Genomic DNA, 24742 nt, shown 5'->3' on the forward strand with positions numbered 1-24742 from the left:
ATTCAAACGATAAAATTCAATCGATTAATCGAAAATAATGAATAATATATCTTACCGCCACTTAACGGCCTTTATTGAGGTTGCGCGTCATGGCAGCTTTACGCATGCCGCTGAGCATTTGCATGTGACTCAGTCGACACTCACCGCGACTATAAAACAGCTTGAAGTACAGGTTGCCCTGCAACTCTTCGACCGCACCACCCGACGAGTCAACCTGACCCGCGAAGGTGAACGCTTCTATCCGGTTGCAGAACGTCTTATCTCAGATTTCGATACGGCGATTAATGATTTAAGAGCCAGTGCCCAGCAACAGCGTGGGCAGGTCGGTATCGCTGCCTCTCCCTCTGTACTCAACAGCCTGCTACCGACGGTGATTCAGTCCTATCGCGCAGCCTTTCCTAATATAGGACTCTCTTTAAAAGAGGAAGGTGCCAGCGGCATTGAAGACAGTGTTATTAACAACCTTGTTGACTTTGGGATTGGCGGTAATAGATCGGCTCACCCCGAGCTTTTATACCAACCGATTCTTCAGGACCAATACGGCGTGGTGATGAATTCGGATGACCCGCTGGCGAATAGCAATACCATTCGCTGGGACGAAATTACCTCAAGATCTTTAATCTTACTCTCCGCTGAAAACGGCATCAGAATTCAACTTGAAAAGAGCATTAAAGAGCAACACTTACCCTTGTCATTTGATAAAGTCATGATAGAGGTATCAACGCCTGCCACACTGGCAGCGCTGATTCAAAAAGGTGTCGGGATCAGTATTTTACCTGCACTGGCAGCGTCAACAGAGGCGTTTCATTTGATGCAGTTTTGCCCGTTAACTTCACCCGTATTAAGAAGAGAGCTGTGTTTGATAACACGCAAAGGGCGTTCAATAGGCCCGGCAGGGCAAGAGCTACTTAAGCGGGCTATCCAGTATTTTCAGAACGCTAACTTACCCGCTTATGTAGAGGCGTTGCACAACACACTGAAGAGCCCTCTGAAAAAGCAGTAGTCAGACCTTTCTGATACCGTCCGGGCTGATAGAGATCAGCCCTTTTTTCATCAGGGTGCCAATCGCCATTTTGTAAGATTTTTTGCTGATGCCAAACGCTTGATAAATATCTTCTGGGGGGCTTTTATCACCCAAAGGGCTGTATCCGCCACGACTATCAAGATCTTTCATAATCCGTTGCGACAACTCATCAACCTTGCCGTAGCCGGGCTTGTCCAGCATCACATCAACCTTACCTTCAGCCAGTACACGCTTAATATAGCCTGTTAACGTCTGCCCCAGCCTTACGGTACGAAACAAATCTTTCTGATGCAGAACAGCACCATAGCGGTTATCAACGACCACACTAAAACCCAGATCATTATGACGATAAGCAAAGAGACTCACTTTATCGCCAACCGTTAAGCCTTGCGGGTCTTTTTCGAGGAATTTTTCTAATTTAGCAGAAGCGGCCAGGCGATCGCTGTTGTCCAGATAGATTCTGACCATCACTTTCTGTCCGACTTCCAGTGCACGCTGTTGCTCGCCATATGGCAGTAACAGGTCTTTAGGCATGCCCCAATCAAGAAACGCGCCGATACGGTTGACCTCTACCACTTTTAAACAAGCAAACTCACCCACCTGGGCTATGGGTGCATTGATACTGGCCACCACAAAATCATCTGTATCCAGGTAAATAAAGACCTCTAGCTGATCGCCGAGCTTACAGCCTTCCGGGACTTCTTTTTTCGGCAGTAAAATCCCACCAAATTCGCCGCCATCAAGATAAACACCGAAATCCGCTTCGCGCATTACAGTGAGGGTATTCATTCGGCCTACATCAACCACGGTATCTATCCTGTCTAATCATTCTGGGAGAAAGCATGGACGGAGATACTATCAGAAAGCCTCTCTTCACCCAATCAGTTTAGGCCGATGCCGTTAAATACTAACGGTTAGATCCATTCAACATCAGCCGTCAGAATATACCCCACCCCATAGACTGTTTTAATCAGAGTCGGGTGTTTAGGATTACTTTCTATTTTCTTTCTTACGCGCGACATACGCACATCAATACTACGGTCAAAAGGTGAAACCCGCTCACCCAACAACTGATCACGAGACAGTATTTTGCGCGGCGAGTGTAATAGCAACATTAATAACTCATGCTCTGCTGAGCTGAATTCAGCCCCTTCTCCCGCATCGTTGTCACCCGAAAGCCCACCACTCAGTGTTAATGTTGATGGGTCATAGCGCCACCCGGCAAACTGTGCAATTTTTATGACCGACGTATCATTTTCATGAGCGTTTTTCTTTAAACGACGAAATAAGCTATTCACTCTTGCGATGAGTTCTCTGGGTATAAATGGCTTAACAATGTAATCATCCGCACCCAACTCTAAGCCTAACACCCGATCAGTAATACTGTCCCGACCAGACAAAATGACCACTCCCATATTGGCTTGCTCACACAGCGACTTCACCAGCTCTATGCCATCCATATCAGGCAGGCCTAGATCAACAATACACAAATCAGGTGAGCGAACCGACAATGCTTTTTTAAGCTGAGCGCCGGTCAGAAATGTTTCTACATCAAACCCGTAGGCACCCAGCTCACGGCTTACAATGTCACAAATATCACGTTCATCATCAATGATGTAAATCAATCTACGTTCACTCATGAGTAAAGCACTCGATTTTATTCTTCATCTTCTATCTCAAAAAACTTTTGTAATTGTTTGATATCAAATGGCTTCTGAAGAACCTTGTAATGATGCTTACCCTCACGCCCACTGTTTTCATCGAAAGCATACCCTGTCATCAAAACAACACGACTCATCGGATGAGTAAACTTGAAAATATCCGCCAGGTCATAGCCATTCGTTTCACCATTCAGGCGTATATCGGAGACCAGGGCATACACATCCTCTAAAACCGCTATCAATGCTTCCGCTTCTTCTGCCGTGGACGACTCAATGACATTAAAGCCCATTTTTCTGAGTAACTCACGTACCACCTGCCGAACATCATCATCTTCAACCAAGAGTACTAGCTTTCCTTTCCACTCTTTATGCTCATATTCTTGCGAATCGACAGGACCCGCCACAAGTTCTACCTCTACAGCGGGTAGTAATAGAGTTATTTCAGCGCCTTGCCCGGGTGCACTGGTAACTTTTATGTAGCCATTAGATTGCTTAACAAACCCATACACCATACTCAACCCCAGTCCTGCCCCAGCACCAGAACCACCAACATCGGAGCGTGTCGTGAAGAAAGGCTCAAATGCCATCCGCATAGCATCTTCAGTAAAGCCTTGCCCGGTATCAGCCACTTTTATCTGCATATAGTGCCCCGCAGCGACCTCCTCATCCAGAAACAGGCTTTGTGTTTCTACATTCAGATCAGTCACTGAAAATCTTATTTCCCCACCACGTGGCATCGCTTGCTTGGCATTCAAAGCCAGATTTACCAGTGCGTCTTCCAGGCGCCCGGGATCAACAAAGGGTAAGCCATGAGTTTTATTCTGATCAAAAATCAGTTCTATGTTACTCGGTAATGATCCCTGCAGCAGTTCGATGGTTTCCTGTAACAACACGTTAATATCACAAGGCAAAGGCGCTAAAGGCTGGCGTCTGGAGAAGGCCAGTAACCGGTTGGTTATATTGGCACCACGTTTTGCAGCGCGTATTGAGGGTTTCAGGTAACGCTGGAGTTCGGCATCCTTCTGGTAATGCTCGGCTGCAGAGACTAGGTTGCCTAAAATGATCGAAAGCAGATTATTAAAATCATGTGCTAAGCCGCCGGCCAAATGACCGACTGCACTCATTCGCTGCGCTTCCAGTAATTTTTTCTCCACCTCTTTTTCTGAGGTGATATCCAGCGCCACCAATAAAACACCCACCACGTTTCCGGCATCATCATAGCAAGGCGTTATCAGACGCTTAGTGATGACTTGGTGATCCCGGGACCAGTTACTGTATTCCCTGGCAGATTCAACCCCATTAAGAGCTTCAGCTAACTGCGCTTGCATGGCCTGATATTGATTCTGACTGAGCACCGCTAAACTTTGACCTGTAATCTCTTCTTTCGATTTTTGCAGCGCGTCTGCATAGCGTTGATTGACAAACTGGAACTGCAGCCTCGTATCAAAATAAGCCACTTCGGCAGGCAACAAGTCAAGAATAATGCGTTGCCGTTCTTCTATTAACGTTAATGCATACTGTGCTTTTTCGCGCGACATTACAGTATCCATCAATTGTTGATTACTCTGTTCAAGTGCAAGAGTCCGGCTCTCTACCTTAAGATCGAGATCCTGAATATTGTCGCGGACACGTTTTACCATCTCATCGAAAGTTTTAGCCAGTATGCCTAACTCATCATCACGACGAAAACCAACGGTTGCGGTCAGCTCACCCCTGGATACACGTAATGCGGTATCGGCGAGCTGCTTGATCGGATTGGTCACCCAATAGATAAAGAAGAAAGCCATAGCAATGGCGACGAGTAACGATATTAGCGCAATGGTTAAAATACGATCACTTAATTGTTCAGAACTACTTTTAAGCTCATCCACATACACAGTAGAACAGATATACCAATCAAACCCCTTTACGTGTCGTACAAGCGATAATTTCTCATAAATATAGTTACCGGGATCTTCTGGTTTATCCCATTTGTAATACAGCTCTTTACCGGTATCGGCCACATTAATCAGATCATCTGCAATTGATTTTTGAGTAACCGGGTTAAGCAAACTCTCAATGTTAGTCCCATCAATATTAGGATTTGGATGGATCAGCATGTTGGTTCGCGCATCAAAAATAAACAAATAACCTGTTTTAGCCACCCGCAACTGCTTGAAGCTCTCACGTAAGTCATCCAGTGCCTGATTACGTTTAACCTCTAACTCTGCAGCAACATCTTCCAGATAAATTCCTGAGCCCATCACAAACCCCCACTCAGGGAAGTTCTTTACATAGGACAACTTATCCAGCTGCTGATTTTCTGCCAGCCGATTCCATTTGTATTGATAAAAACCTTCACCCTGACTTTTCGCGACATCAATGATCTCGGGTATTACCACAACCCCATCATCAGTCTTCAATGATGAAACATCCTTACCATGAAAGCGCTCATCAGGATGTGATAAAAAACGATAGTCATAACTAGCGACCCAAATGTAATCACCATCAATACTTTGAAAATGGCGCAGCATTTCAAACACGCTGGCTCGCGCCGTATCAAGATCAACCTCCCCTTTTTTAACCTGCTGATAAACCTGATCAATATAGGACTCTGCCATCGAAACAACAATTTTCAGACGCTGTTTATGGGATTCCAACACTTGCTGCTGATAACTTTCTGTATCCGCATACATTCTATCGGCCATGGTAAAAACATTATCCAATGCGATACGGCTCGAGTTACGCTCAATTTCATAGACTTTGTCTTTAATAAAAGGGACAGAATAAATATACACTGCACCAAATATCATCAACATAAATAACAAGACGATTGGAAAAAATCGCTGAACCAGCCGGGAAGGAAACAACATGTTTTAACCCTGTAAAAAACTTATCTGCAAATTCTATAACAAAAACAGTACATTCTGCCCCCTTGTTACAATTGGTAAGAATTCAGACAAACTCTGGCAAACCTTTTACGTTCTACTGAGATCATGAAATTTTTGATTATCAATCGTGGAATAACATCACGAGAGAGCGCCCATGAAAATTGTTGTCGTTGTTAAACGTCCATTACAGCCACTAGATCATGACTATCCACTTCAGTCAGCATTAAACGAAGCATTTTGTGCCCGAGCTGATTCCTCTAATAGCATTATTGTAGTGTCCATAGGTTCAAATCAGAGCAAGAAACAGTTAGAAATGGCTATTGAAAGCGGTGCTGACAAAGGTATCCACATTGTCACACAAGACAGCTTAAACGCTTACACTGTCGCTGAGTTTATGACGAATGTTGTTAAGTATGAAAAACCCGACCTGATCATCATCAGCGACCAGCTAACCAACGAGCAATGCCAAACCGGAAAAACATTAGCGTCAATGCTGAATGAGTCATTCCCCCTGGAACGCTGCGCACTCAACAGAAAACAATACCGTCTTTTAGTTATTCGCGAAATGTTAAGTGGGGCACATACGGTACTGCTTCCCATGTCAGTCCACAGCAGCAAGCATAATCCGTGGGACTCATTAAGCTCATATCAGGAATATAGCCCTTTCCAGTCAGCTGCCCTTTCTGCATAGTCGCTGCGCACATTCAATTTCGGCTGGATAACCAAAGTACTTCTCTCACAGCCATAAAAAAGCCCTCTTAAAGAGGGCTTTAAAGCTAAAAAAATAGAGTAAATTAAGCGTTAATGAAGGTCCTGATATTTTTTCTTTATCTCTACCAGCTGTGGCTGGATATCTAAAGGCGCATAATTCATCGCCTGCTCAAACAGATCCTTATTTGATTCAGATAAACGATCTTCTTCAGACATTGCCTTAAGCTTACGCATGGCTTCTACAAATTTGGGATGTAATGAGTCATTATCGAACATAGCATCGCCCTCCTGCCCGGCTTCGAAAACCGATATTAATAATGAATAATAAATAAAAAGTAAATTAGATGTTGAATTCTGCCATATAAGGCCACTTATTGCTTCAGGAAAAACCATTAAACGAATTAATTGTCTTTACGATATTCCTCTTTTGCTTTCTTATAGGTTTCTTTAATGTCGGCAGCCCGTTTAGCTGGGGTGTATGATGATTTATCTTTTTGATTGAGTCTGACCGGTTCTGATTGTTCGCAGTTTTCTACATCATCACATGTTTGCTTGGCTTTTAAACGTTTTGTTTTCTTATTACTCTTTTTGTCATTTTTATTCTTGGAAAGTTCCTCATCGCTTTGTGATTTTACTGTTGCTTCCTCTTGCTCAGTAACATCGACTGCTGCTTCCTCATTAGCTGTGCGTTCCGGCCTTGGCACTTTTCGCCAAGGCGTCGCCACATTAACATAAGCCTTTTTCTCAGCGGTAATTCCGGCAGGCTTTTTATCACTGTAATGTACTTTGCCGGTTTCATCCGTCCAACGATATATTTCCGCATTCGCCAATGCAGGCAACAAAATTATTATCAGCGTCAGTGCTCTAAATTGAAAACCAAACACAGCATACTCCATCAATGTAACTGCAATAATTCAGATATTGGCATTAGCTATAAATTGATTTAAGCACAAGTTTAGAAAAACTGATAATTCTATACGAATAAAAAACGAAGAAAGTGCCGGAGGCAGGAAAAAATAACATTATTATTCAATAACTTAAAAGACCCTTGCTATTAACAAGAGCCTTTTAAGTGTAGAGCGTAAGTGTAGCGCGCGGTTACAATCAGATTCTTAAACCACCATCCATCTCAATAACACGGCCGGTAAAGAAATCATTTTCAATAATATATTGTAATGTGTGCGCCATTTCACTGACTTCACCTAAACGACGTAAAGGTACGGCCTGAACCATACGATCAATCGCTTCTGGTTTCATTTGTGCCGTCATTTCAGTGGCAATCACACCCGGAGCAATACTGGCTGTACGAATTCCGTAGCGACCTAATTCGCCCGCCCAGCTAACGATCATTGTCGCTACCGCCGCTTTGGTCGCAGAGTAGTTTGTCTGGCCTATATTACCCGCGCGCGATACAGAAGAGATATTGACGATAACGCCACCTTCACCCTGCTCTGCCATAATGCCTGCGGCTTCACGGCCACAGAGAAAAGTACCTGTCATATTGACATCAATAACCGACTGCCATTGATCCAGCTCCATACGCTTGACCAGCTTACCTTCCTTAAGTTTGATCAGCATACCGTCACGCATTAAACCGGCATTATTGACAAGCCCATGAATTTTACCGAAATCTTTTCGAATCGCAGCGAAAGTATCCCCCACCGCTTTTTCATCCGTAATATTACAAACGTATCCGTGAGCTTCACTGCCCATCTCCTGGAGCTTAGCAACAGAGGCATCCAGATCAGCGGCATTGATATCAATTAGCGCTAACTGACCGCCTTGCTGTGCTAAATGTTCAGCCATTGCAAGACCAAGCCCGCGTCCACCACCCGTAATCACAAAAACTTTATCTTTAATTTGCATTTATCGCTCCATCACCCAATCTGTTTTTATAGTATGTAATGCAAAACCAACTTGACGTTGACGTAAACTTATACCGCAAAACAGTACATTATGCGATAAAAATAAGCGTTATCCCCTACCAATTTAATCTAAAGAACAAGAGGAGATAGTCAGGGGTTATCACACGCTTATTCACCACGCAGCCCTTGATAAACGATCGATGTCCCATAAGACAACTCCAGGGCCAGTCGCTTCGTTTTAACCAACCCTTTAACAACCAATGCATAAGAACAGTCAATTTGCCGCATCAACTCACCATCGGGAATAGTACTGTTCACAAAGACGGTGTTCCAATGGCGTTTATTCATGTGATAGCCGGGAATAACAGCATCAAACAGGTCTCTTAATTCAATCGCATCCTGAGGATCACTTTTTAGATTGATACTCAACTGCCCCTGATGGCGAGTCAACAGCGCAAACATCTTATCTTTAACTTTAAACACACTGACATCAGGCCCAAAGGGATAGTCTACTATTGCTTCTGGCTTTGACAGCAGGTATTCAACCAGCGATTTTTTATCCATCAGATTAGCTCCTGTCTACTGACTGCTTGCGTACTTACGCGTCTGCGTACTTGCTAGCTGTTCAATTTCTTCATAAAGGCGTAACCGTGAACGCAACTACCTTGATGTTCATCAATATTATATTTCTTCACGCCAGACCCCATCTGGGTTTTGCTAAGCCATTCTGGCATAATAACCCCACATAAATGAGGCGTTATTAAAACATGACTATTGAACAAACTCTGATTCAGCGCTGCGATTCAAAATGTGAATTATGCTCCGCTACAGAAAACCTTTCTATTTTCGAGGTATTACCTTCTGACAGCACAGCAGATCAGTCTGTCATGATTTGCGACACATGCAGCAGTCAGCTCAACGATCCTGAATCCATTAATGTTAATCATTGGCGCTGCCTCAACGATAGCATGTGGAGTCAGGTTCCCGCAGTACAGGTAATGGCATGGAGACAACTGTCGCAGTTATCCTCCATGGGCGAAATCTGGGCGCAAGATCTTTTAGATATGCTGTATCTCGATGAAGAGACGAAAGCGTGGGCAGAAGCTGGCAGTGGTTCGGATGATGAATATCCACCTGCAAAAGATAGTAACGGAGCTGTACTTAACGCGGGTGACACCGTCACCTTGATTAAAGATTTAGATGTTAAGGGTGCTGGCTTTACCGCAAAGCGCGGTACCGCTGTCAGAGGTATTTCTCTCACCTCGAATCCAGATCAGATCGAAGGCCGGGTCAACGGAACACGTATCGTTCTTTTGACCAAGTTCCTTAAAAAGCAGAACTAAACACGCTGAGAAAGCACACTTAAAAAAGAAGCTTAACAAAACGATAGAGCTGATAACTGAAAATCAGCCCTATATCAGCCATCCACTTTCTGTGTTTCAGCCAATTTATTCTGACCAAACGGCGAATTCATTTCCATTCGGATCTGTGAAATGAAAACGCCGTCCTCCTGGAAATTCAAAGATAGGCTTAACAACAATCCCGCCCGCTTTTTCTATGTTGCTTAATGTCAGCTCTAACGCAGGGCTGTACAAAACAATCAATGCAGCTCCGTTAGCAGTGGTTGAACACAAATCTGCTTTGAAAAAACCACCCTTCAAGCCAGCATCTGAAAACGCTGTGTACTCAGTCCCATAATCGGTAAATGACCAATCAAATACGTCTTCAAAAAACTGCTTAGCGACCGCCAGATCCCGTGCGGGAAATTCCACATAATTGATTTTTTCGTGCTGGCTCATATCGTTCCCCTTGATAAATATCCCACTTTATTTAGCCTATCAGAACAAAAACCTATATTCGGCTTATCTTATACCAATAGAATCACGACAAAAAGCGGCTATACGAGTGGGCATTAGAAGAAGTCATTATCCAACGATAAATAGCCACTCAGATATTCTGTGCTCAGAAAAAAAACGCATCACTTCAATAGATGCGTTTTTTCAACCTAACTGTTACAAAAACGACGTAACACTTATATGTGCAGTGGTTATAATCAGCACTATTCGTTCAGACTAAACCTCTTTTTTTCAGGACCTCTTCGATCTCTGGCAAGATAGTTTCATCATCGATAGTAGAAGGCATTTTGTAACTCTCGTTAGCTGCAATTTTACGCAATATTGCACGTAAGATCTTTCCTGAACGCGTCTTGGGTAAGCGCTCAACAACTACCGCTTTGCGGAAACAAGCCAACGCCCCGACTTCGTTACGAACACGCTCAACCAGCTCTTTTTCCAATTGCGCTTCGTCGATCTCTTCGCCTGCTTTGAGAACGATCAGTCCTACCGGAACCTGTCCCTTAAGCGAATCATTCGCACCAATAACAGCGCATTCAGCAACGGCAGGATGCGCTGACACCACCTCTTCCATTTCACCGGTCGACAAACGGTGCCCTGATACGTTGATAACATCATCGGTACGCCCCGTGATGTAGATATAGCCATCATCATCTTTGAAGCCGCCATCGCCGGTATGGTAATAACCAGGAAAAGCCGTCAGATACGAGTCTATATATCGCTGCGGTTGCTTCCAGATACTCCAGGCGACACCGGGAGGCAATGGCAATTTAACACAAATATTGCCTGTTTCATTGGCTTCCATCTCTGCACCATCACCATCCAAAACACGAATATCGTACCCTGGAATAGGTTTGTTAGTAGAGCCAAGACGCGCCGGAGAAGGATTATCCCAGCCCATCATAGGCGATGTCATGGGCCAGCCGGTTTCTGTTTGCCACCAATGATCAATGACAGGTACCTGTAATAACTCATTGAGCCACTCATAAGTTGCAGAATCTAGTTTTTCTCCTGCAACAAATACCCAGCGGAGGCTGCTAAGATCATAATTCTTCGAAAGCGCTCCTGTCGGGTCTTCTTTGCGAATGGCGCGGTACGCTGTCGGCGCACAAAACATAGAGTTAACTTTGTACTCTTCAATAATCCGCCAGAAAGCCCCGGCATCCGGTGAGCGAATCGGTTTTCCTTCATAAAAAATAGCAGAACCGCCGCCCATCAATGGACCATAAACAATGAAGGAATGACCTACTACCCAACCAATATCGGAAGCACCCCACCACACATCACCTGCTTTCATGCCATAGACATTATTAAAAGCATAACGCAATGCAACCGCATGTCCGCCATTATCCCGCACAATGCCTTTCGGCTGCCCTGTCGTACCGGACGTATAAAGTACGTAAAGTGGATCAGATCCCTTCACCGCAACACAGTCAGCAGGCGTCGCATCTTTTTGGAACGCGTGCCAATCAAGATCACGCGCAGGGTCCATGTCGGCCGTTAATAAAGGCCGCTGAAAAACCACCGTATGAGATGGTTTATGGGCTGCTAACGCTACCGCTTTGTCTACCAGGGGCTTGTAGGCTATTTTTTTATCAAATTCGATACCGCAGGAAGCCGTCAGAATAAGCTTTGGGGTCGCATCATCAATACGAATAGCCAATTCAGTTGCAGCAAACCCACCAAATACAACAGAATGCACCGCTCCCAGTCGGGCGCAAGCCAGCATAGCAACCGGGGCTTCAGGGATCATCGGCATATAAATAACAACCCGATCGCCCTTTTCAACACCTAAACCTTTCATGGCGCCAGCAAAACGACTCACACGTTGCTGTAATTGGTTATAGGTAATCGCTTCTTTCGTTTGCGTGGATGGTGAGTCGTAATACAGCGCAACCTGTTCACCGCGGCCTTCTTCAACTTGTTTATCAACGGCCAGATAACAGCTATTTAACTCACCATCCGGATACCAGCAATAAGTGCCTTGTTCAGTTTTCTGCAGAATCGTTTGCGGTTCTTTAAACCAGCTGATTACTTTGGCTTGCTCTGCCCAATATGACTCTGGATTTTCAAGCGCGTGACGATATTCTTCTGTGTAAGCCATCGTAGGACCTCATGCTTTTTTTTATTAAAGGCATCTTATTAAAGGCGATGAAGCAGGCGCCCGGCAGAAGCACAGGCGCCATCATTTGAAATAAATCGATCAATGATTACTGATCTTGGTAGAGCTTCAGAACGCTGGAGAAATCCAACCCACCGTTGCCATTTACCTTATGTAAATTAAATAATGCGCGGGCTTGCGAGCCCATTGGTGTTGGTGAAGCACTTAATTGGCTCATTTCCATAGCCAGACCCAAATCCTTAAACATCAGATCAACCTGAAAACCACCTTGGTAGTCGTTTGAGGAAGGGACGCCTTCCATCACACCCGGAAACGGATTATAAACCTGTAAGGCCCAGTTATTACCCGAACTCTGTTTCATGATTTCAGACAGTACAGCAGGGTCTAAACCATTTTTAACACCCATGTTCAGGGCTTCGCTGGTACCCGTCATCAACACGGCCAACAACATATTATTACAGGCTTTAGCTACCTGCCCGGCACCATGAGAACCTGCATGGAAGATATTTTTACCCATGCACTCCAGAATAGGCTTAGCTTTAGCAAACTGCTCATCGCTGGCGCCTACCATGAAGGCTAACGTTCCCGCTTTAGCCCCACCGACTCCCCCGGAAACCGGAGCATCGATAAAGCCAATACCTCGCGCTTCTGCAGCAGCAGCTACATTTTGTACCGTAGCGGCATCAATAGTAGAAGAATCAATAATCAGTACATCTTTTTTGACATGTTCAAAGAGTGGGTCATCACCGCTGACAAACAAACCTTGAACATGCTTGCCTGCAGGTAGCATCGACACCACAAAGTCTGCATCCGTTACCGCATCCTTGGCAGATTGAGCAGTCACACCACCTTCAGAAACCACTTTTGCTACCGCTTCAGCGGATAAGTCAAAAGCTTTAACCGTGTGACCCGCCTTAACGAGATTAATCGCCATTGGGCCGCCCATATTTCCTAAACCAATAAAGCCTATCGTAGCCATTTTATAATCCTTGTTCTTATCGTTATTCTTAGTATTAAAATTCTTGATTGCCAATTCTTGACTGAGAGCTCTTGACTGAGAGGTCTTGTCAAAAAAGCTAACTCACATCTCAGCCAGTGGATTGGTGTCCCATGGAGACACGAATAACTCACTGAGGAAAGCCGGATCAACATCACTCACGGAGCTAAAGGTCCAATTAGGTTTGCCGTCCTTATCAACCAATAAGGCACGAACGCCTTCAGGGAACTCACGATGACGGCAACACTGAACAGACAACACCAGCTCAGATTCAAACACTTCTTTAAGAGACATATGCAACGTTTTCTGGAACTGTTTGTAAATCATATGGATCGCGAGAGGGCTACCATGACTGATTGCTTTTTGTGCTCGCTGCATCCATTTATCATCCGTTTCGACCGCGAGTAACGTCTCAATGATCTCCTCAACGGTATCCTGATCTGTTATATCCTGAATCAAATCAAAATGCGTTCTTACCGGAGATTCCATACTCTGACGCGTATCCCAGGCATCATCTTCAAGATCGCGCAGGACACGGCTGACCACCGCGTTCAGGTCACCCTCCCAGGTTTCCTGAGTTAAACGATCTAACACATCAGCTCGCTGAGACGTTTTCAGGAAACGGTCAGCTAAATTAAGAAACAATGCATCCGTTGCATTCATTCGGTTTCCGGTTAGTCCTAAAAACAGGCCGGTGCGCCCTGGGGTACGATGCAAAAACCACGTGCCGCCCACATCCGGGTACAAACCAATAGTCACTTCCGGCATTGCCATATGTGTTGTTTCAGTCACAATGCGGTGACTACAGCCACTCAGCAAGCCCATGCCGCCGCCCATCACAATACCGCTACCCCAGCAGATAATCGGCTTGGGATAAGTATGAATCGTATAATCCAGCAAATACTCGCTTGTGAAAAACTGCTCAGGAAAATCAGCATCCCCGCCGCCCGTCATAGACTTGTATAAACTAACGACATCACCGCCGGCACAAAATGCTTTTTCGCCCGTGCCATCCAGTAAAATTGCGACAACCGAATCATCCGTTTTGTACGCATCTAATTTAGGCTGAATCAGATTAATCATATCCAGCGTTAACGCATTTAGAGACTTCTCAGCGTTAAGGCAGATTTCAATAATTTTCTTACCGTCTTGCGTCAGGTGTTCTGTAAAAAGTACACAGCTCATCCGTTACTCTCCTTTATCGACCTGTTGCTTAACAGTTTTTCCATTCAGCTTTGCGTTTGCCCAAAAAGGCATTAACGCCCTCTTTCTGATCTTCTGAGTGAAACAGATCGACAAACAGTTCACGCTCAAGGATATAGCCCTGATCCCATGCGCGGGTACGATTTGACTGGATCAGTTGCTTACAAGCGGCAACGGCCATTGGACTTTGCTCTGCCACCTGTTCTGCCATCTCCATCGCCCGCTTAACAGACTCGCCTGTATCAACCATCTCTTCGATTAAGCCGATCTCTAATGCCTTCGCCGCTTTAACGCGCTCACCACACAGAATCATTCGCTTCGTCCAACCTTCACCGACCAACATAGTGAGGTTTTGCGTGCCACCGGCACACGGTAGCAAACCAACTTTCGCTTCGGGTAATGCCATCTGTACCTGCTCTTCTGCGATGCGGATATCACATGCCAGCGCTACTTCTAAACCACCTCCCATTGCCCAGCCATTCATCGCCGCAATGGACACGCCACGAAACTGAGAAAGCGTCTCAAACGCTTCACCGAAATAACGCGCCATATCTCTTGCGACTGAACGATCACTGTCTGCAAAGAGATTTAAATCGGCACCGGCAGAGAAGAACTTCTCGCTGCTACTTTTCAGCACTAAGCTGAATATCTGCATATCTGCATTTAATTCTTTTACGATTGAGGTTAACTCTTTCAGGCTGGCTTCTGTCCAAGTATTGGCAGGCGGATTATTCATCGTAATAATCGCAATATGTCCCTGCTTTTCTACTATCAATTTATCGCTCATCTTGTTCATTGCTCCATTCATTTTTCTGTTACAGAGCCTACCCAGGCCATATTCACTGACAAAGCTCTGCATAACCTATAACAAACAAATTACACAATATCAGCCGCATCTTTTAAGAGTAATCGACGCGCAATAATAACGTTCATAATTTCATTGGTACCTTCAAGAATACGATGTACCCGACTATCCCGGACATAACGTTCCAGAGGATATTCTTTGATATATCCATAACCACCAAAAATCTGCAGCGCCTCATCACAGACGTTAAAACCTACATCCGTCGCAAAGCGTTTTGCCATGGCGCAGTAAGTAGAGCGGTCAGGATGCTTATGATCGAGTTTGCTGGCGGCAAGACGCACCATTTGACGGGCAGCCACTAGTTCAGTATTGATCGTCGCGATTTTGAACTGCAAAGCCTGGAAGTTCTCTAGCGTGCGGCCAAACTGTTTTCTTTCACCCATATACTGAATAGCGTGATTGAGTGCAGCCTGCGCTGTACCAATTGAACAGGTTGCAATATTAATGCGCCCGCCATCCAATCCCATCATGGCAATTTTGAAGCCATCGCCTTCCTTACCCATCAAGCATGAAGCAGGAACTCTGGCATCTTCAAAAGTAATGAGTCGTGTCGGCTGGCTATTCCAACCCATTTTTTCCTCTTTACGGCCATAGGCAATACCGGCTGTTTTCGCATCAATTGCAAAAGCTGAAATACCTTTGGGTCCCTCTTCACCCGTGCGCGCCATAACCACTAATACATCTGTCGCACCGGCGCCGGAAATAAATATTTTGCTACCGTTAAGAACGTACTCATCACCGTCTTTACGTGCCGTAGTTTTAAGTGAAGCGGCATCGGAACCGGCATTAGGCTCAGTTAAGCAATACGAAGCAAGCTTTTGTCCTGCCGTTAAATCCGGGCACCACAACTGGCGTGTTTCTTCATTGCCAAAATCGGCAATCATCCACGTAGCCATATTGTGAATGGTGATAAAAGCGGTGGTAGAAGTGCAACCCATCGCAAGTTGTTCGAAGATAATACTCGAGTCAAGACGGCCTAAACCTAAACCGCCAACATCTTCAGGGGAGTACAAACCACAAAAACCCAACTCGCCTGCTTTTTGTAATACATCGACAGGAAAAATCTGCTGCTGATCCCATTCAGCTGCATGCGGCTCCATCTCGTTCTGAGCGAACGAACGTGCCATGTCGGAAAATGCGATTTGATCTTCATTCAGTTCAAAATCCATTAGCCTCTCCCTTTATTAACAAAGCTCATTAGCAAAGCCCGCCAGCCTTCGTAAAGGCTGATTATCATACAAAACAAGGCCTTGACGAGTATTGGAAACAATACCCATCAAGAGCTTCGCCTGACTCAGCAATATTATTTGAGGTGAATACTGGTATTTACACCGGTATCGATATCATCTTCGAACCAACGCGCAGTGACTGTTTTAGTTTCTGTATAGAAACGCACAGCCTGCTTACCATAAGCATGTTGGTCGCCATAGAAAGACTTTCTCCAACCCGTGAATGAGAACATCGGCAGAGGCACAGGAACCGGCACGTTAATACCTACCTGCCCGACTTTAATCTCATGCTGGTATTTACGGGCAGCAGCACCTGAAGAAGTAAACATCGACGTACCGTTACCGTACGGGTTCTCATTAATCAACGCGATAGCTTCATCCAGCGTATCTACTTCTAAAGCAATCAGAACAGGTCCGAAAATCTCTTCCTGATAAATCGACATATCTGTGGATACATTACGGAACATTGTCGGGCCAACCCAATTACCATCAGGGTAACCTTCTACCACACATCCAGAACCATCCAGAATACAATCTGCACCTGCATCTTTACCTTCCTGGATGAAGCGTAGAACGCGCTCTTTAGCCTGAGGGTTGATTAACGGGCCATAACCAGCGCCTTCATCATCCCATACACCGGGACGTACTTTTGCCAGTGCATCACGCACTTCAGGAATCCACTCCCGTGCACTGCCGACAAAGACAGCCACAGAGATAGCCATACAACGCTGACCACCCGCGCCCACAGAGGCACCTGCAATGCTATTAACAACCTGGTTTTTAGCGGCATCAGGCATGATAACCATATGGTTTTTCGCGCCCGCAAATGCCTGAACACGTTTCATTTTATCAGTCCCTGTGCGGTAGATATGCTCACCTACGGCAACTGAACCGACAAACGAAATAGCCGGTGTGTCTTTATGCGTTAACAACTGATTAACGACATCTTTTGTACCGTGAACAACCTGCAGTAACCCGGCTGGGGCACCTGCGTCCTGGAACAATTTAGCCAGGAGCATGGGTGTTAGCGGATCTTGCTCGGAAGGCTTAAGAACAAAAGTGTTACCGCAGGCAATCGCCATTGGGAACATCCACAATGGAATCATCGCAGGAAAGTTGAAAGGCGTAATACCCACACACACACCTAAGGGCTGAGTTATGCTGTAGCAATCGATTTTACGCGCTACGTTCTCAACGGTTTCTCCCATGCTCAGTGAAGCAATGTTGCAAGCGTGCTCAACGACTTCGATGCCGCGCCATACATCGCCTTTTGCATCTTCAAAAGTCTTTCCGGTTTCCAGCGCCAACACCTTTGCAATCTCATCGTGATTGTCTTTCAGTAGTGCCTGGTAACGCAGCATTAAGCGTGCACGCTCTCCAACCGGAGTTTCTTTCCAGATTTCAAAAGCAGCTTTGGCTGCTGCAACGGCCTGCTCTACCTCTTCAGCGGTTGCACAAGGCACTTGTGCAATAACTTCCTGCGTTGCAGGGTTAGTCACCGGAATCCAGTTATCCGATTTACTACTTACCAGTTCACCGTTAATCAGGAGCTGTACTTGTTGAGTCATGATTAATACCTTGTGTTGTTTTATTGTAGTTTTATTGTTGTTTTGTAGAGGTCTTACGAGCGGTAACCTAAACAGCCTGCTCAGTATTTACGTTGCTGATAATTTAAGCACACGCCATGTAGACCAGGGATTGATAATCTTGTCAGATTAATGGACTATATTGCTAATTAATAGTGGTTTTCCCTAGTCCAAAGGTCTAACGATATGAGCCAGCCCTCTGAATGGCCATTGCCGCCTGAAAGCACCCGATTCGTTGTGCCCCGCAAAATAGTGTCACAATTAAGAGGACATTCATTAGCCAGAGGGCTATATCCGATAGGCCTTGGCTACTATAAACAAGCATCCAACCATACTATGTTGCGGCGCACACATGATGACTACCTGATGATCTATTGCCTCGACGGACAAGGTGAGCTGACACTGGATCACCAATCTTACGAGGTAAAAGCAGGCGATATTATTTTCCTGCCAAGGGGGGTTGCTCACGCCTACAAAGCATCAGATATAACCCCCTGGACTATTTATTGGATACATTTCTCAGGTGATCAAAGTGAAGAGTTTATTGACTATCTTGCTATTCGTCAGAACAGTTTTGTTTTCCCGCTGGGCATCCACTCAAGGCTGACCAGTGACTTTGAGTCGTTACTTGAATGCCGCCAATCCAGCTACAATTTGAGTGCTTTTGTGCATGCATCCAACCTGCTGCGCCAAATATTAACGCATATTGCCCAATTACAACCGCTGGCTAAGCAGCAGCAAACCGCTCACAACTTCAATTTAGAATTAATTCACAGCCTGATGCAGGCTCGTGCTCATGAGCAACTGGATCTCAATACTCTGGCAGAAACAGCCAACCTTTCTAAGTTCCATTTCATTAAAAAATATAAAGAGTTAACGGGCACAACGCCCATCAATCATTTCATACATTTGAAAATTGAACGTGCTTGCCATCTGCTTGATGTGACGACCAAGTCCATTAATGAAATAAGCTTTGCCGTGGGTTATGAGGATGCATACTACTTTTCACGAATTTTTAAAAAGATTATGGGAATTTCACCCAGCCAGTACCGGCGTATGCGCATGGGGACTTATCCTTATCCCTCTTAAAGTTGATCAATACTATAACCAGACCTTAGTAGAGATCAGATTTACCTGTGCCTGTGCCATTATAACCTCAGCAAGCCTTTAACCAGGGTGTAACTAGCTTGCGGGGCTTCCTGCATAAAGCAGTGGCCACCTTCTACTTCAGTCAATTTAATGTGTGGGTTCGCTTTTTCTGCCCGCCTTACCGCAGGCGGCACAAAGGAGTAAGTCCGGGTGCTGTGCAGAATGTGTGTATATTCAGGAAGTTTGGCAATCGCGGGCCAAAGCCGCTTCGGGTATCCGGAAAAAATACGCGCTTCTAACCACGGCGGACAGCGTAGCTGCCACTCGCCTTGATCACTCGGTGTAATCGCGTCGTCGATATAGCTGTTCAGCGACGCCTCTGTCCAGCTTTTGAAGATGCCGCGACCATAAAAACTCTTATGTGCGTCCTCTCGACTCGGCCAGCTGTGACGTCTTTTTTTCGCTTGTTTTACATGCGGCAAATGCCCCGCCATACCGATCAAGTGAAGGAAGCGCATCATTGCAATCATTGATTTAGGATAGATAACGGGGTCTAACAAAATATATTGGTCAAACAAGCGGCGTTGATGATGTAACATCAGCGTCGTAGCAATAGCACCAAAACTATGTGCCAACGCAATGACGGGCTGTTTCGGATCCCAGCGCTGGCTGAAAGCTTCGAAACAATTGAGCGCCCGCATCATTAATGCTTGCCAATCTGAGTACTGATCCCGGGGTATATGGTCACTGTCACCGTGCCCCTCAATGGAGCCGAGAAACAAGTCATACTCGCCATGAAAGAGCTCGAGGAAAGGCCAGTAGGTCAAACTCGACAGTCCTGTACCGTGCAGGAAGTAAATAATCGGACGGTGATTGTTACCACAATCAGGTGACATCCACCCTCGCAGTATCAATGTACCGTCATCATGCTCCCATGGGATTAACGACTCTTGCGCCAGACTCATGAGACGCAATATCAGTCGTGGTGATGTCCGCCAGCGCCATGCGCGTGGCCATGCTGAATTTCTTCAGCAGTTGCTTCACGGATATCTTTAATTTCGATATCAAATGTCACCACTTTACCGGCGAGCGGGTGGTTGGTATCTACCGTTGCCATGAATTTACCCATTTTGACGATAGTCACCTGGCGGTTGCCCTGCTCTGTCTGAACGGTAGCAGTCATTCCTGGCTTCCATTTTTTAGCACCTTGCAAATGCTTAACCGGTACTCGCTGTGTCGGCTCTTCTGTTCTTTCACCGTAAGCATCAGCGGGCTGCAAAGTTTCTGACACTGTGTCGCCGACACTTTTGCCCTCCAATACCTTCTCAAGCCCAGGAAGCATACTGTTATGGCCGTGCAGATAAGCGACCGGGGAGCCTTCATCTGTTGCTTCAACAATATCGCCACTTTCATCTTTCAGTGTGTAGGAGAATTGCACTACTGAATCTTTACCAATCTGCATCGAGAGTTCCTAAAGCCATATAAAAAACACAATATTAGCAGCAAACCAAGGTTAACTTACAGTACAAAGTTGAGCCGTGAATTCACTCATTAAACAAACAGAACAACACAGCTATGGCTCTAGCCTGTAGCCAGCCAAATACCCACACCTATCATCAGGCTTCCTGCAATACGATTCATTAAGCGTACGTTGCCACTTTTCTGTAAAAAAGCCCGCATCGTCCGCCCACCTGTCGCATAACCTAATAAACAGACAAATTCGACGAGTAAAATTATCAAAATTAACATCGAAAGCTGTGGAGCCAGCGGAGCATCCGGATTAATAAAGGGAGGCAATAAAGAGATAAAAAATGCCCAACCTTTTGGGTTAGCGACCGCCGTCAGAAAACCTTGTAAGGCCAATGTCTGTCGGCTAACCGAGGCACGAATGGTAGTATCCTCTGTGACCGCCATCTTTCCACGTGACTGCCACATCTGAATCCCAATATAGATCAGATAAGCGCCACCTATCACTTTAAAAACAGCGAATATGCCGGGGTAATTTAGCATGATGGCTGCCACACCCACCACGGCAAGAAGTGCGACCAGCCCTACGCCTACAAGTTCACCTGCCATCATCCACAATGTCCGCCGCACGCCAATGGTCATGCCCATTGTCATTGACAATGTCATACACATTCCAGGTGTCGCTGAAACAAAGAAAAACGTAGGTAAAAAGACGGCTAATAAAGAAAGCTCTAACATCGGACAACCTGTCGCTTTAAGAGGAAAATAGTCATGCAACACTCACTTGATAATCACCTGATTTTTTAGTCAGATATTTTTTGATAAGGACTTAATAATTTTCTGCAGCTTGTTTACACCCGCAGGCATCTTTTCAACCGGCGTGCCAGCATATCCCAGAATGAGGCCCGATCTTACCGGTCTATGCAAAATATCACGCTGGTAAGCCGATAACGCTCTGATATCTAGTCCGTTAGCGTTTGCTTTTTCACAAATCCTTTGGTCACAATATGACGCATTCAGAAGGTAAACACTGTGCATGCCACCGGAACTGGGAACAAGTGTAAAATCAGGAAATGACTGTTGCATCAGATGATCTAATGACGCTTTCCTTATTTTGTAGAGCTTCCTCATTCTGCGTAAATGACGGTTATAGCCCCCCTCTTTCATAAAAAGACCCATCGCTATCTGTTGTGGTCCTGACAGGCCACCATCAACAAAGCGTTTGTACTTTTTGAAGAGGTCAATTAATGCTTCAGGCAGCACCATGTATCCAAGGCGAATGCCCGGAAACATGGTACGGCTGAATGTACCTGTATAAATGACTCTACTGCCTGTATCCAGCCCCTGTAATGCAGAAATGCTATGGCCGTTAAAGACAAACTCGCTGTCATAGTCATCCTCGATAACCCAACTTTGCGTTTCATAAGCCCAATCAAGAATGGCTAAACGCCGCTTCAAAGAAAGCGTCTGTCCTAACGGAAAACTTCGCGAGGGTGTCAAAATCAGCGTATGCGCCTGCTGTGCAATCGCATTATCAGCGTCAAAGCAGAGGCCATACTCGTCAGTAGGTAATGCTATTTGTTTTGCCCCAATGCTCGTGAGAACGCCATCAATACCCGGGTACCCGGTTTCTTCCAGCATGACTGTTTCATTTTGAGTAACCAGTAAATTGAGGGCGATAGCCAGCGCTTGTTGAGAGCCGGTTGTGATCATTACCTGATCCACGCAACACTTCACCCCCCTGGTTATCAGGAGATGTTCGCTGATCTGCTGCCTTAACAGCTGCGCCCCCATGGCCGGTTGCTCAGAGTAGGCGTTCTGATCCCGAAGACTTCTGGCCGTCGCCGCGTGCCATTCTTTTAAGGGAAAGTCTGATATCGCAGGCTGTGCAGGCAAAAATAGTGATTGTGTTGTTTCTTGCAGACCACCGGGCTTTGTCGAACTCTGATCGTCAATCGTCTGAATGCGCTGCGCGACCTCAGAGATGCGCACAACAGAGTTCGATAAATGATTCTGCTTTACTTCACCCAGCAACGGCTTTAATTCAATAATACCGGCAACGAACGTGCCCGCACCTTGACGGCTTTCTGCAAACCCTTCTTCAATCAACAGGTCAAACGCAGCGATGACAGAATTTCGTGAAATCCCCATCTGTTGGCTTAAATAACGGCTGGAGGGTAATTTATCGTTTCTTTTAAGCCGACCATGACAGATAGCCTCTTTAATATGCTCATAAAGCACTTCATATTTCGGCTGATTTTTATTAGTGAGGTGAGTATCTAAGGGGATAAACAGATCATGAGCAGACTGATTATTCACAAGTGGCTCTTTCTTAAGTTAGAAAATGACCGGTAATATAAACCAATATTTAATAAATACCTTCACATTTTAAAGTAACAAAAAGCACACTTACAAAAGCCTGATTGATAAAAACCAGGAAAGATAACGCTGCAAAAACAAAAAACCCACTTACTAAGCAGGTTTTTCAAGTCATTTTTGTTGAGTTTATAAGGTGCGTTGATTGGTCATAGCTTGCGGCAAAAATAACAAGGTTATTGCATCAAAATACCAATGTGACGCACTATACCACTCCTCTATCTTTTCCGACTCAAATACCCTTTCAATGTAGCTATCAAGAAGAGCTTCCTGTTGCTCTTCCCATTTTTCTGGATGACGAATTATAGGGTACATAAAATCACCTCGATGTGCAGTGAGCACATAAAATGGAACTTGGTAATACGATAAAACCTAATTACTTGAGTATATTACACGGATTTATTGTGCGCTGCAACAATTTAGAACTTTAGTCTTACTCTTTTTAACCCCTATTATTTATAGCACTATTTTTTAACATCAATATTTTTTAAGCTACACTTTATCTAATTCAGATTCAGACGTGACCTAGATGCCATCAGATATGCAAATACTAGATAGCGGTTTTTTTTATAGCCTGTTCGAACAGGTCAATGATGAGATATATATCATTGACCCTGTTACCTCCCTTATCATCGAAGCTAATAAGGAGGGATGTGACGCTTTAGGCATGTCCAGAAAAGAGCTGCTTAACCAAAGTGTTCTGTCACTCAATAAAGATGTGATTGGGCTTTCCCAATGGGCAGAAATTTCAGATGCCATCAAAACGGCGGGGGATTTTACATTTGTTGGACGACATAAACGCAAAGATGGCAGCGACTTCCCTGTTGAAATCAGAACAAGCTATTTTCAATATAACGGTACGCCTTACTTCGTTTCTATCGCACGTGACACATCACTGCGCTCACAACATGAATATGAATTTCATAATGATGATGCGATTCGTGCATTTGCTTTAAATGAAGCCAGTGATGGACTCTGGGATTGGAACATTCTGGATAACTCTTTATTTCTGAGCCCACAGTGGTACCGAATGATGGGATATGGACCACATGAAATCAGCGCTCCATCACTCAGTACGTGGAATTCAGCCGTACACCCAGATGATGCTGAACGCGTTACCAGACTCTTGCAGGAACACTTAAACTCCAAAAGCTCACGCTATGAAGCGAAGTACCGTTTAAGAAACCGAAATGGTGATTATTTATGGGTACATGATCGTGGACTTGTCGTAAAAAGAGATAGCGACAACAAAGCCTTAAGAATGATTGGGCTTGTTTTGGATATTACCCAGTCACAACTGCTGGCAGAGCAGCTGTTTCATCACTCTCAACGCGATGATCTGACCGGCCTGTACAATCGCAAAACAGGCTATGAGTTATTTGGGCAATATCTGAATGTTAGTATTCAACAAAATACACAGATGCAAATTGTCATGCTGGATATAGACAATTTTAAGTTGATTAACGAGAACTATGGTCATTTAAACGGGGATAAAGCCATCCAGCATTTCGCAAAAACAGTTCCAAAGCTGTTACGTAAAACCGATCTGCTTTTTCGTTGGGGAGGTGAAGAATTTCTATTACTTTGCCCGGATACAGCGCAGGATACAGCGTTGAATCTAATTAACCGACTATTAAAACAGCTATCTCAACATCCCTTTCTTACTGAAGATAATAGAGCGGTCTTTATGACAGCCAGTGCAGGTATCAGTGGATACCCGCACCATGGGTCATGCATCAGTGATCTTGTTAAAAGTGCTGATGGCGCTATGTATCAAGCCAAAGCAGAAGGAAAAGACAAGGTCTGTATTTCTGCTTAATTATC

General features: G+C 45.0%; 24 protein-coding genes. 5 read left to right on the top strand and 19 right to left on the bottom strand.

The genetic code is table 11. From position 1 onward, the window contains the following. Positions 1-37 precede the first annotated feature (37 nt). Positions 38-1003 (top strand): LysR family transcriptional regulator, encoded by a 966-nt coding sequence (locus BM099_RS09855; protein WP_232348959.1) that lies wholly within the window; start codon positions 38-40, stop codon positions 1001-1003. On the opposite strand, the gene BM099_RS09860 is transcribed toward BM099_RS09855, so the two are convergent. The 3 genes from BM099_RS09860 to BM099_RS09870 all read right to left on the bottom strand — a co-directional run bounded on the left by BM099_RS09860 (position 1004) and on the right by BM099_RS09870 (position 5537). Continuing rightward, positions 1004-1813, bottom strand: coding sequence for a CvfB family protein (locus tag BM099_RS09860; RefSeq protein ID WP_232348962.1), 810 nt, complete (start codon positions 1811-1813; stop codon positions 1004-1006). Between the two features lie 125 nt (positions 1814-1938). After that, complete coding sequence (locus tag BM099_RS09865; RefSeq protein ID WP_090727406.1) at positions 1939-2664, bottom strand: response regulator transcription factor; 726 nt, start codon at positions 2662-2664, stop codon at positions 1939-1941. A gap of 17 nt (positions 2665-2681) precedes the next feature. After that, positions 2682-5537 carry a cache domain-containing protein gene (locus tag BM099_RS09870; protein ID WP_090727408.1) on the bottom strand — a complete coding sequence of 952 codons (2856 nt, stop codon included), beginning with the start codon at positions 5535-5537 and terminating at the stop codon, positions 2682-2684. 172 nt (positions 5538-5709) lie between these two features. Here BM099_RS09870 and BM099_RS09875 point away from each other — a divergent pair, with 172 nt between their 5' ends. Next, positions 5710-6246, top strand: a complete 537-nt coding sequence (locus BM099_RS09875; protein ID WP_090727412.1) for an adenine nucleotide alpha hydrolase family protein — start codon at positions 5710-5712, stop codon at positions 6244-6246. A 110-nt stretch (positions 6247-6356) separates the two neighbouring features. On the opposite strand, the gene BM099_RS09880 is transcribed toward BM099_RS09875, so the two are convergent. From BM099_RS09880 to BM099_RS09895, 4 genes are all read right to left on the bottom strand, one after another. After that, on the bottom strand, positions 6357-6542 hold the full coding sequence (locus BM099_RS09880; protein WP_090727522.1) for a hypothetical protein: 186 nt from the start codon (positions 6540-6542) through the stop codon (positions 6357-6359). Between the two features lie 125 nt (positions 6543-6667). Further along, positions 6668-7150 carry a DUF4124 domain-containing protein gene (locus BM099_RS09885; protein WP_198064128.1) on the bottom strand — a complete coding sequence of 161 codons (483 nt, stop codon included), beginning with the start codon at positions 7148-7150 and terminating at the stop codon, positions 6668-6670. 220 nt (positions 7151-7370) lie between these two features. Next, complete coding sequence (locus BM099_RS09890; RefSeq protein WP_090727416.1) at positions 7371-8132, bottom strand: SDR family oxidoreductase; 762 nt, start codon at positions 8130-8132, stop codon at positions 7371-7373. A gap of 167 nt (positions 8133-8299) precedes the next feature. Further along, positions 8300-8695 carry an MmcQ/YjbR family DNA-binding protein gene (locus BM099_RS09895; RefSeq protein ID WP_090727418.1) on the bottom strand — a complete coding sequence of 132 codons (396 nt, stop codon included), beginning with the start codon at positions 8693-8695 and terminating at the stop codon, positions 8300-8302. Positions 8696-8898: 203 nt separating this feature from the next. On the opposite strand from BM099_RS09895, the gene BM099_RS09900 reads away from it, so the two are divergent. Next, on the top strand, positions 8899-9474 hold the full coding sequence (locus tag BM099_RS09900; protein WP_090727421.1) for a PhnA domain-containing protein: 576 nt from the start codon (positions 8899-8901) through the stop codon (positions 9472-9474). Between the two features lie 105 nt (positions 9475-9579). Here the strand turns inward: BM099_RS09900 and BM099_RS09905 are convergent, their stop codons facing one another. The 7 genes from BM099_RS09905 to BM099_RS09935 form a co-directional block, all read right to left on the bottom strand. Continuing rightward, positions 9580-9930 (bottom strand): VOC family protein, encoded by a 351-nt coding sequence (locus BM099_RS09905; RefSeq protein ID WP_090727423.1) that lies wholly within the window; start codon positions 9928-9930, stop codon positions 9580-9582. Between the two features lie 268 nt (positions 9931-10198). Beyond that, positions 10199-12088, bottom strand: a complete 1890-nt coding sequence (locus tag BM099_RS09910) for an AMP-binding protein (protein ID WP_090727425.1) — start codon at positions 12086-12088, stop codon at positions 10199-10201. Positions 12089-12194: 106 nt separating this feature from the next. Then, positions 12195-13139, bottom strand: a complete 945-nt coding sequence (gene mmsB / locus BM099_RS09915; protein WP_090727427.1) for a 3-hydroxyisobutyrate dehydrogenase — start codon at positions 13137-13139, stop codon at positions 12195-12197. 48 nt (positions 13140-13187) lie between these two features. Then, positions 13188-14288, bottom strand: a complete 1101-nt coding sequence (locus tag BM099_RS09920; protein WP_090727429.1) for an enoyl-CoA hydratase/isomerase family protein — start codon at positions 14286-14288, stop codon at positions 13188-13190. A gap of 28 nt (positions 14289-14316) precedes the next feature. After that, complete coding sequence (locus BM099_RS09925; RefSeq protein ID WP_090727432.1) at positions 14317-15093, bottom strand: enoyl-CoA hydratase; 777 nt, start codon at positions 15091-15093, stop codon at positions 14317-14319. Between the two features lie 89 nt (positions 15094-15182). Continuing rightward, positions 15183-16340, bottom strand: coding sequence for an acyl-CoA dehydrogenase family protein (locus BM099_RS09930; protein WP_090727435.1), 1158 nt, complete (start codon positions 16338-16340; stop codon positions 15183-15185). 134 nt (positions 16341-16474) lie between these two features. Further along, on the bottom strand, positions 16475-17968 hold the full coding sequence (locus BM099_RS09935) for a CoA-acylating methylmalonate-semialdehyde dehydrogenase (RefSeq protein WP_090727437.1): 1494 nt from the start codon (positions 17966-17968) through the stop codon (positions 16475-16477). 204 nt (positions 17969-18172) lie between these two features. Between BM099_RS09935 and BM099_RS09940 the strand changes: the two genes are divergently transcribed. After that, complete coding sequence (locus tag BM099_RS09940) at positions 18173-19075, top strand: AraC family transcriptional regulator (RefSeq protein WP_090727440.1); 903 nt, start codon at positions 18173-18175, stop codon at positions 19073-19075. A 59-nt stretch (positions 19076-19134) separates the two neighbouring features. Here the strand turns inward: BM099_RS09940 and BM099_RS09945 are convergent, their stop codons facing one another. From BM099_RS09945 to BM099_RS09965, 5 genes are all read right to left on the bottom strand, one after another. Next, positions 19135-20040, bottom strand: coding sequence for an alpha/beta fold hydrolase (locus BM099_RS09945; protein WP_090727443.1), 906 nt, complete (start codon positions 20038-20040; stop codon positions 19135-19137). A gap of 11 nt (positions 20041-20051) precedes the next feature. After that, positions 20052-20537 (bottom strand): FKBP-type peptidyl-prolyl cis-trans isomerase, encoded by a 486-nt coding sequence (locus BM099_RS09950; protein WP_090727446.1) that lies wholly within the window; start codon positions 20535-20537, stop codon positions 20052-20054. Positions 20538-20656: 119 nt separating this feature from the next. After that, a complete protein-coding gene (locus BM099_RS09955) occupies positions 20657-21280 on the bottom strand; it encodes a LysE family translocator (protein ID WP_090727449.1) in 624 nt (207 codons plus the stop codon). Between the two features lie 69 nt (positions 21281-21349). Beyond that, the gene (pdxR, locus tag BM099_RS09960; protein WP_090727452.1) at positions 21350-22861 is read right to left on the bottom strand and encodes a MocR-like pyridoxine biosynthesis transcription factor PdxR; all 1512 of its coding nucleotides are present in this window, start codon (positions 22859-22861) and stop codon (positions 21350-21352) included. Between the two features lie 186 nt (positions 22862-23047). Continuing rightward, positions 23048-23233, bottom strand: coding sequence for a hypothetical protein (locus BM099_RS09965; RefSeq protein ID WP_090727453.1), 186 nt, complete (start codon positions 23231-23233; stop codon positions 23048-23050). Between the two features lie 214 nt (positions 23234-23447). On the opposite strand from BM099_RS09965, the gene BM099_RS09970 reads away from it, so the two are divergent. Next, entirely contained in the window at positions 23448-24737 is a 1290-nt protein-coding gene (locus BM099_RS09970; protein ID WP_090727455.1) for a sensor domain-containing diguanylate cyclase, read from the top strand. Positions 24738-24742 lie beyond the last annotated feature (5 nt).

The sequence above is a fragment of the Neptunomonas qingdaonensis genome (genome assembly GCF_900113275.1).
Lineage (GTDB): Bacteria > Pseudomonadota > Gammaproteobacteria > Pseudomonadales > Balneatricaceae > Neptunomonas > Neptunomonas qingdaonensis.

What these genes read in the sequence shown, in the direction of transcription:
- BM099_RS09940 (WP_090727440.1), top strand. Translation starts at nt 18,173, where the DNA reads ATGAGCCAGCCCTCTGAATGGCCATTGCCGCCTGAAAGCACCCGATTC.
- BM099_RS09925 (WP_090727432.1), bottom strand. Translation starts at nt 15,093, where the DNA reads ATGAGCGATAAATTGATAGTAGAAAAGCAGGGACATATTGCGATTATT.
- BM099_RS09930 (WP_090727435.1), bottom strand. Translation starts at nt 16,340, where the DNA reads ATGGATTTTGAACTGAATGAAGATCAAATCGCATTTTCCGACATGGCA.
- BM099_RS09875 (WP_090727412.1), top strand. Translation starts at nt 5,710, where the DNA reads ATGAAAATTGTTGTCGTTGTTAAACGTCCATTACAGCCACTAGATCAT.
- BM099_RS09945 (WP_090727443.1), bottom strand. Translation starts at nt 20,040, where the DNA reads ATGAGTCTGGCGCAAGAGTCGTTAATCCCATGGGAGCATGATGACGGT.
- BM099_RS09895 (WP_090727418.1), bottom strand. Translation starts at nt 8,695, where the DNA reads ATGGATAAAAAATCGCTGGTTGAATACCTGCTGTCAAAGCCAGAAGCA.
- BM099_RS09855 (WP_232348959.1), top strand. Translation starts at nt 38, where the DNA reads ATGAATAATATATCTTACCGCCACTTAACGGCCTTTATTGAGGTTGCG.
- BM099_RS09880 (WP_090727522.1), bottom strand. Translation starts at nt 6,542, where the DNA reads ATGTTCGATAATGACTCATTACATCCCAAATTTGTAGAAGCCATGCGT.
- BM099_RS09935 (WP_090727437.1), bottom strand. Translation starts at nt 17,968, where the DNA reads ATGACTCAACAAGTACAGCTCCTGATTAACGGTGAACTGGTAAGTAGT.
- BM099_RS09860 (WP_232348962.1), bottom strand. Translation starts at nt 1,813, where the DNA reads ATGAATACCCTCACTGTAATGCGCGAAGCGGATTTCGGTGTTTATCTT.
- BM099_RS09970 (WP_090727455.1), top strand. Translation starts at nt 23,448, where the DNA reads ATGCCATCAGATATGCAAATACTAGATAGCGGTTTTTTTTATAGCCTG.
- BM099_RS09910 (WP_090727425.1), bottom strand. Translation starts at nt 12,088, where the DNA reads ATGGCTTACACAGAAGAATATCGTCACGCGCTTGAAAATCCAGAGTCA.
- BM099_RS09870 (WP_090727408.1), bottom strand. Translation starts at nt 5,537, where the DNA reads ATGTTGTTTCCTTCCCGGCTGGTTCAGCGATTTTTTCCAATCGTCTTG.
- BM099_RS09900 (WP_090727421.1), top strand. Translation starts at nt 8,899, where the DNA reads ATGACTATTGAACAAACTCTGATTCAGCGCTGCGATTCAAAATGTGAA.
- BM099_RS09905 (WP_090727423.1), bottom strand. Translation starts at nt 9,930, where the DNA reads ATGAGCCAGCACGAAAAAATCAATTATGTGGAATTTCCCGCACGGGAT.
- BM099_RS09920 (WP_090727429.1), bottom strand. Translation starts at nt 14,288, where the DNA reads ATGAGCTGTGTACTTTTTACAGAACACCTGACGCAAGACGGTAAGAAA.
- BM099_RS09955 (WP_090727449.1), bottom strand. Translation starts at nt 21,280, where the DNA reads ATGTTAGAGCTTTCTTTATTAGCCGTCTTTTTACCTACGTTTTTCTTT.
- BM099_RS09965 (WP_090727453.1), bottom strand. Translation starts at nt 23,233, where the DNA reads ATGTACCCTATAATTCGTCATCCAGAAAAATGGGAAGAGCAACAGGAA.
- BM099_RS09950 (WP_090727446.1), bottom strand. Translation starts at nt 20,537, where the DNA reads ATGCAGATTGGTAAAGATTCAGTAGTGCAATTCTCCTACACACTGAAA.
- BM099_RS09890 (WP_090727416.1), bottom strand. Translation starts at nt 8,132, where the DNA reads ATGCAAATTAAAGATAAAGTTTTTGTGATTACGGGTGGTGGACGCGGG.
- BM099_RS09865 (WP_090727406.1), bottom strand. Translation starts at nt 2,664, where the DNA reads ATGAGTGAACGTAGATTGATTTACATCATTGATGATGAACGTGATATT.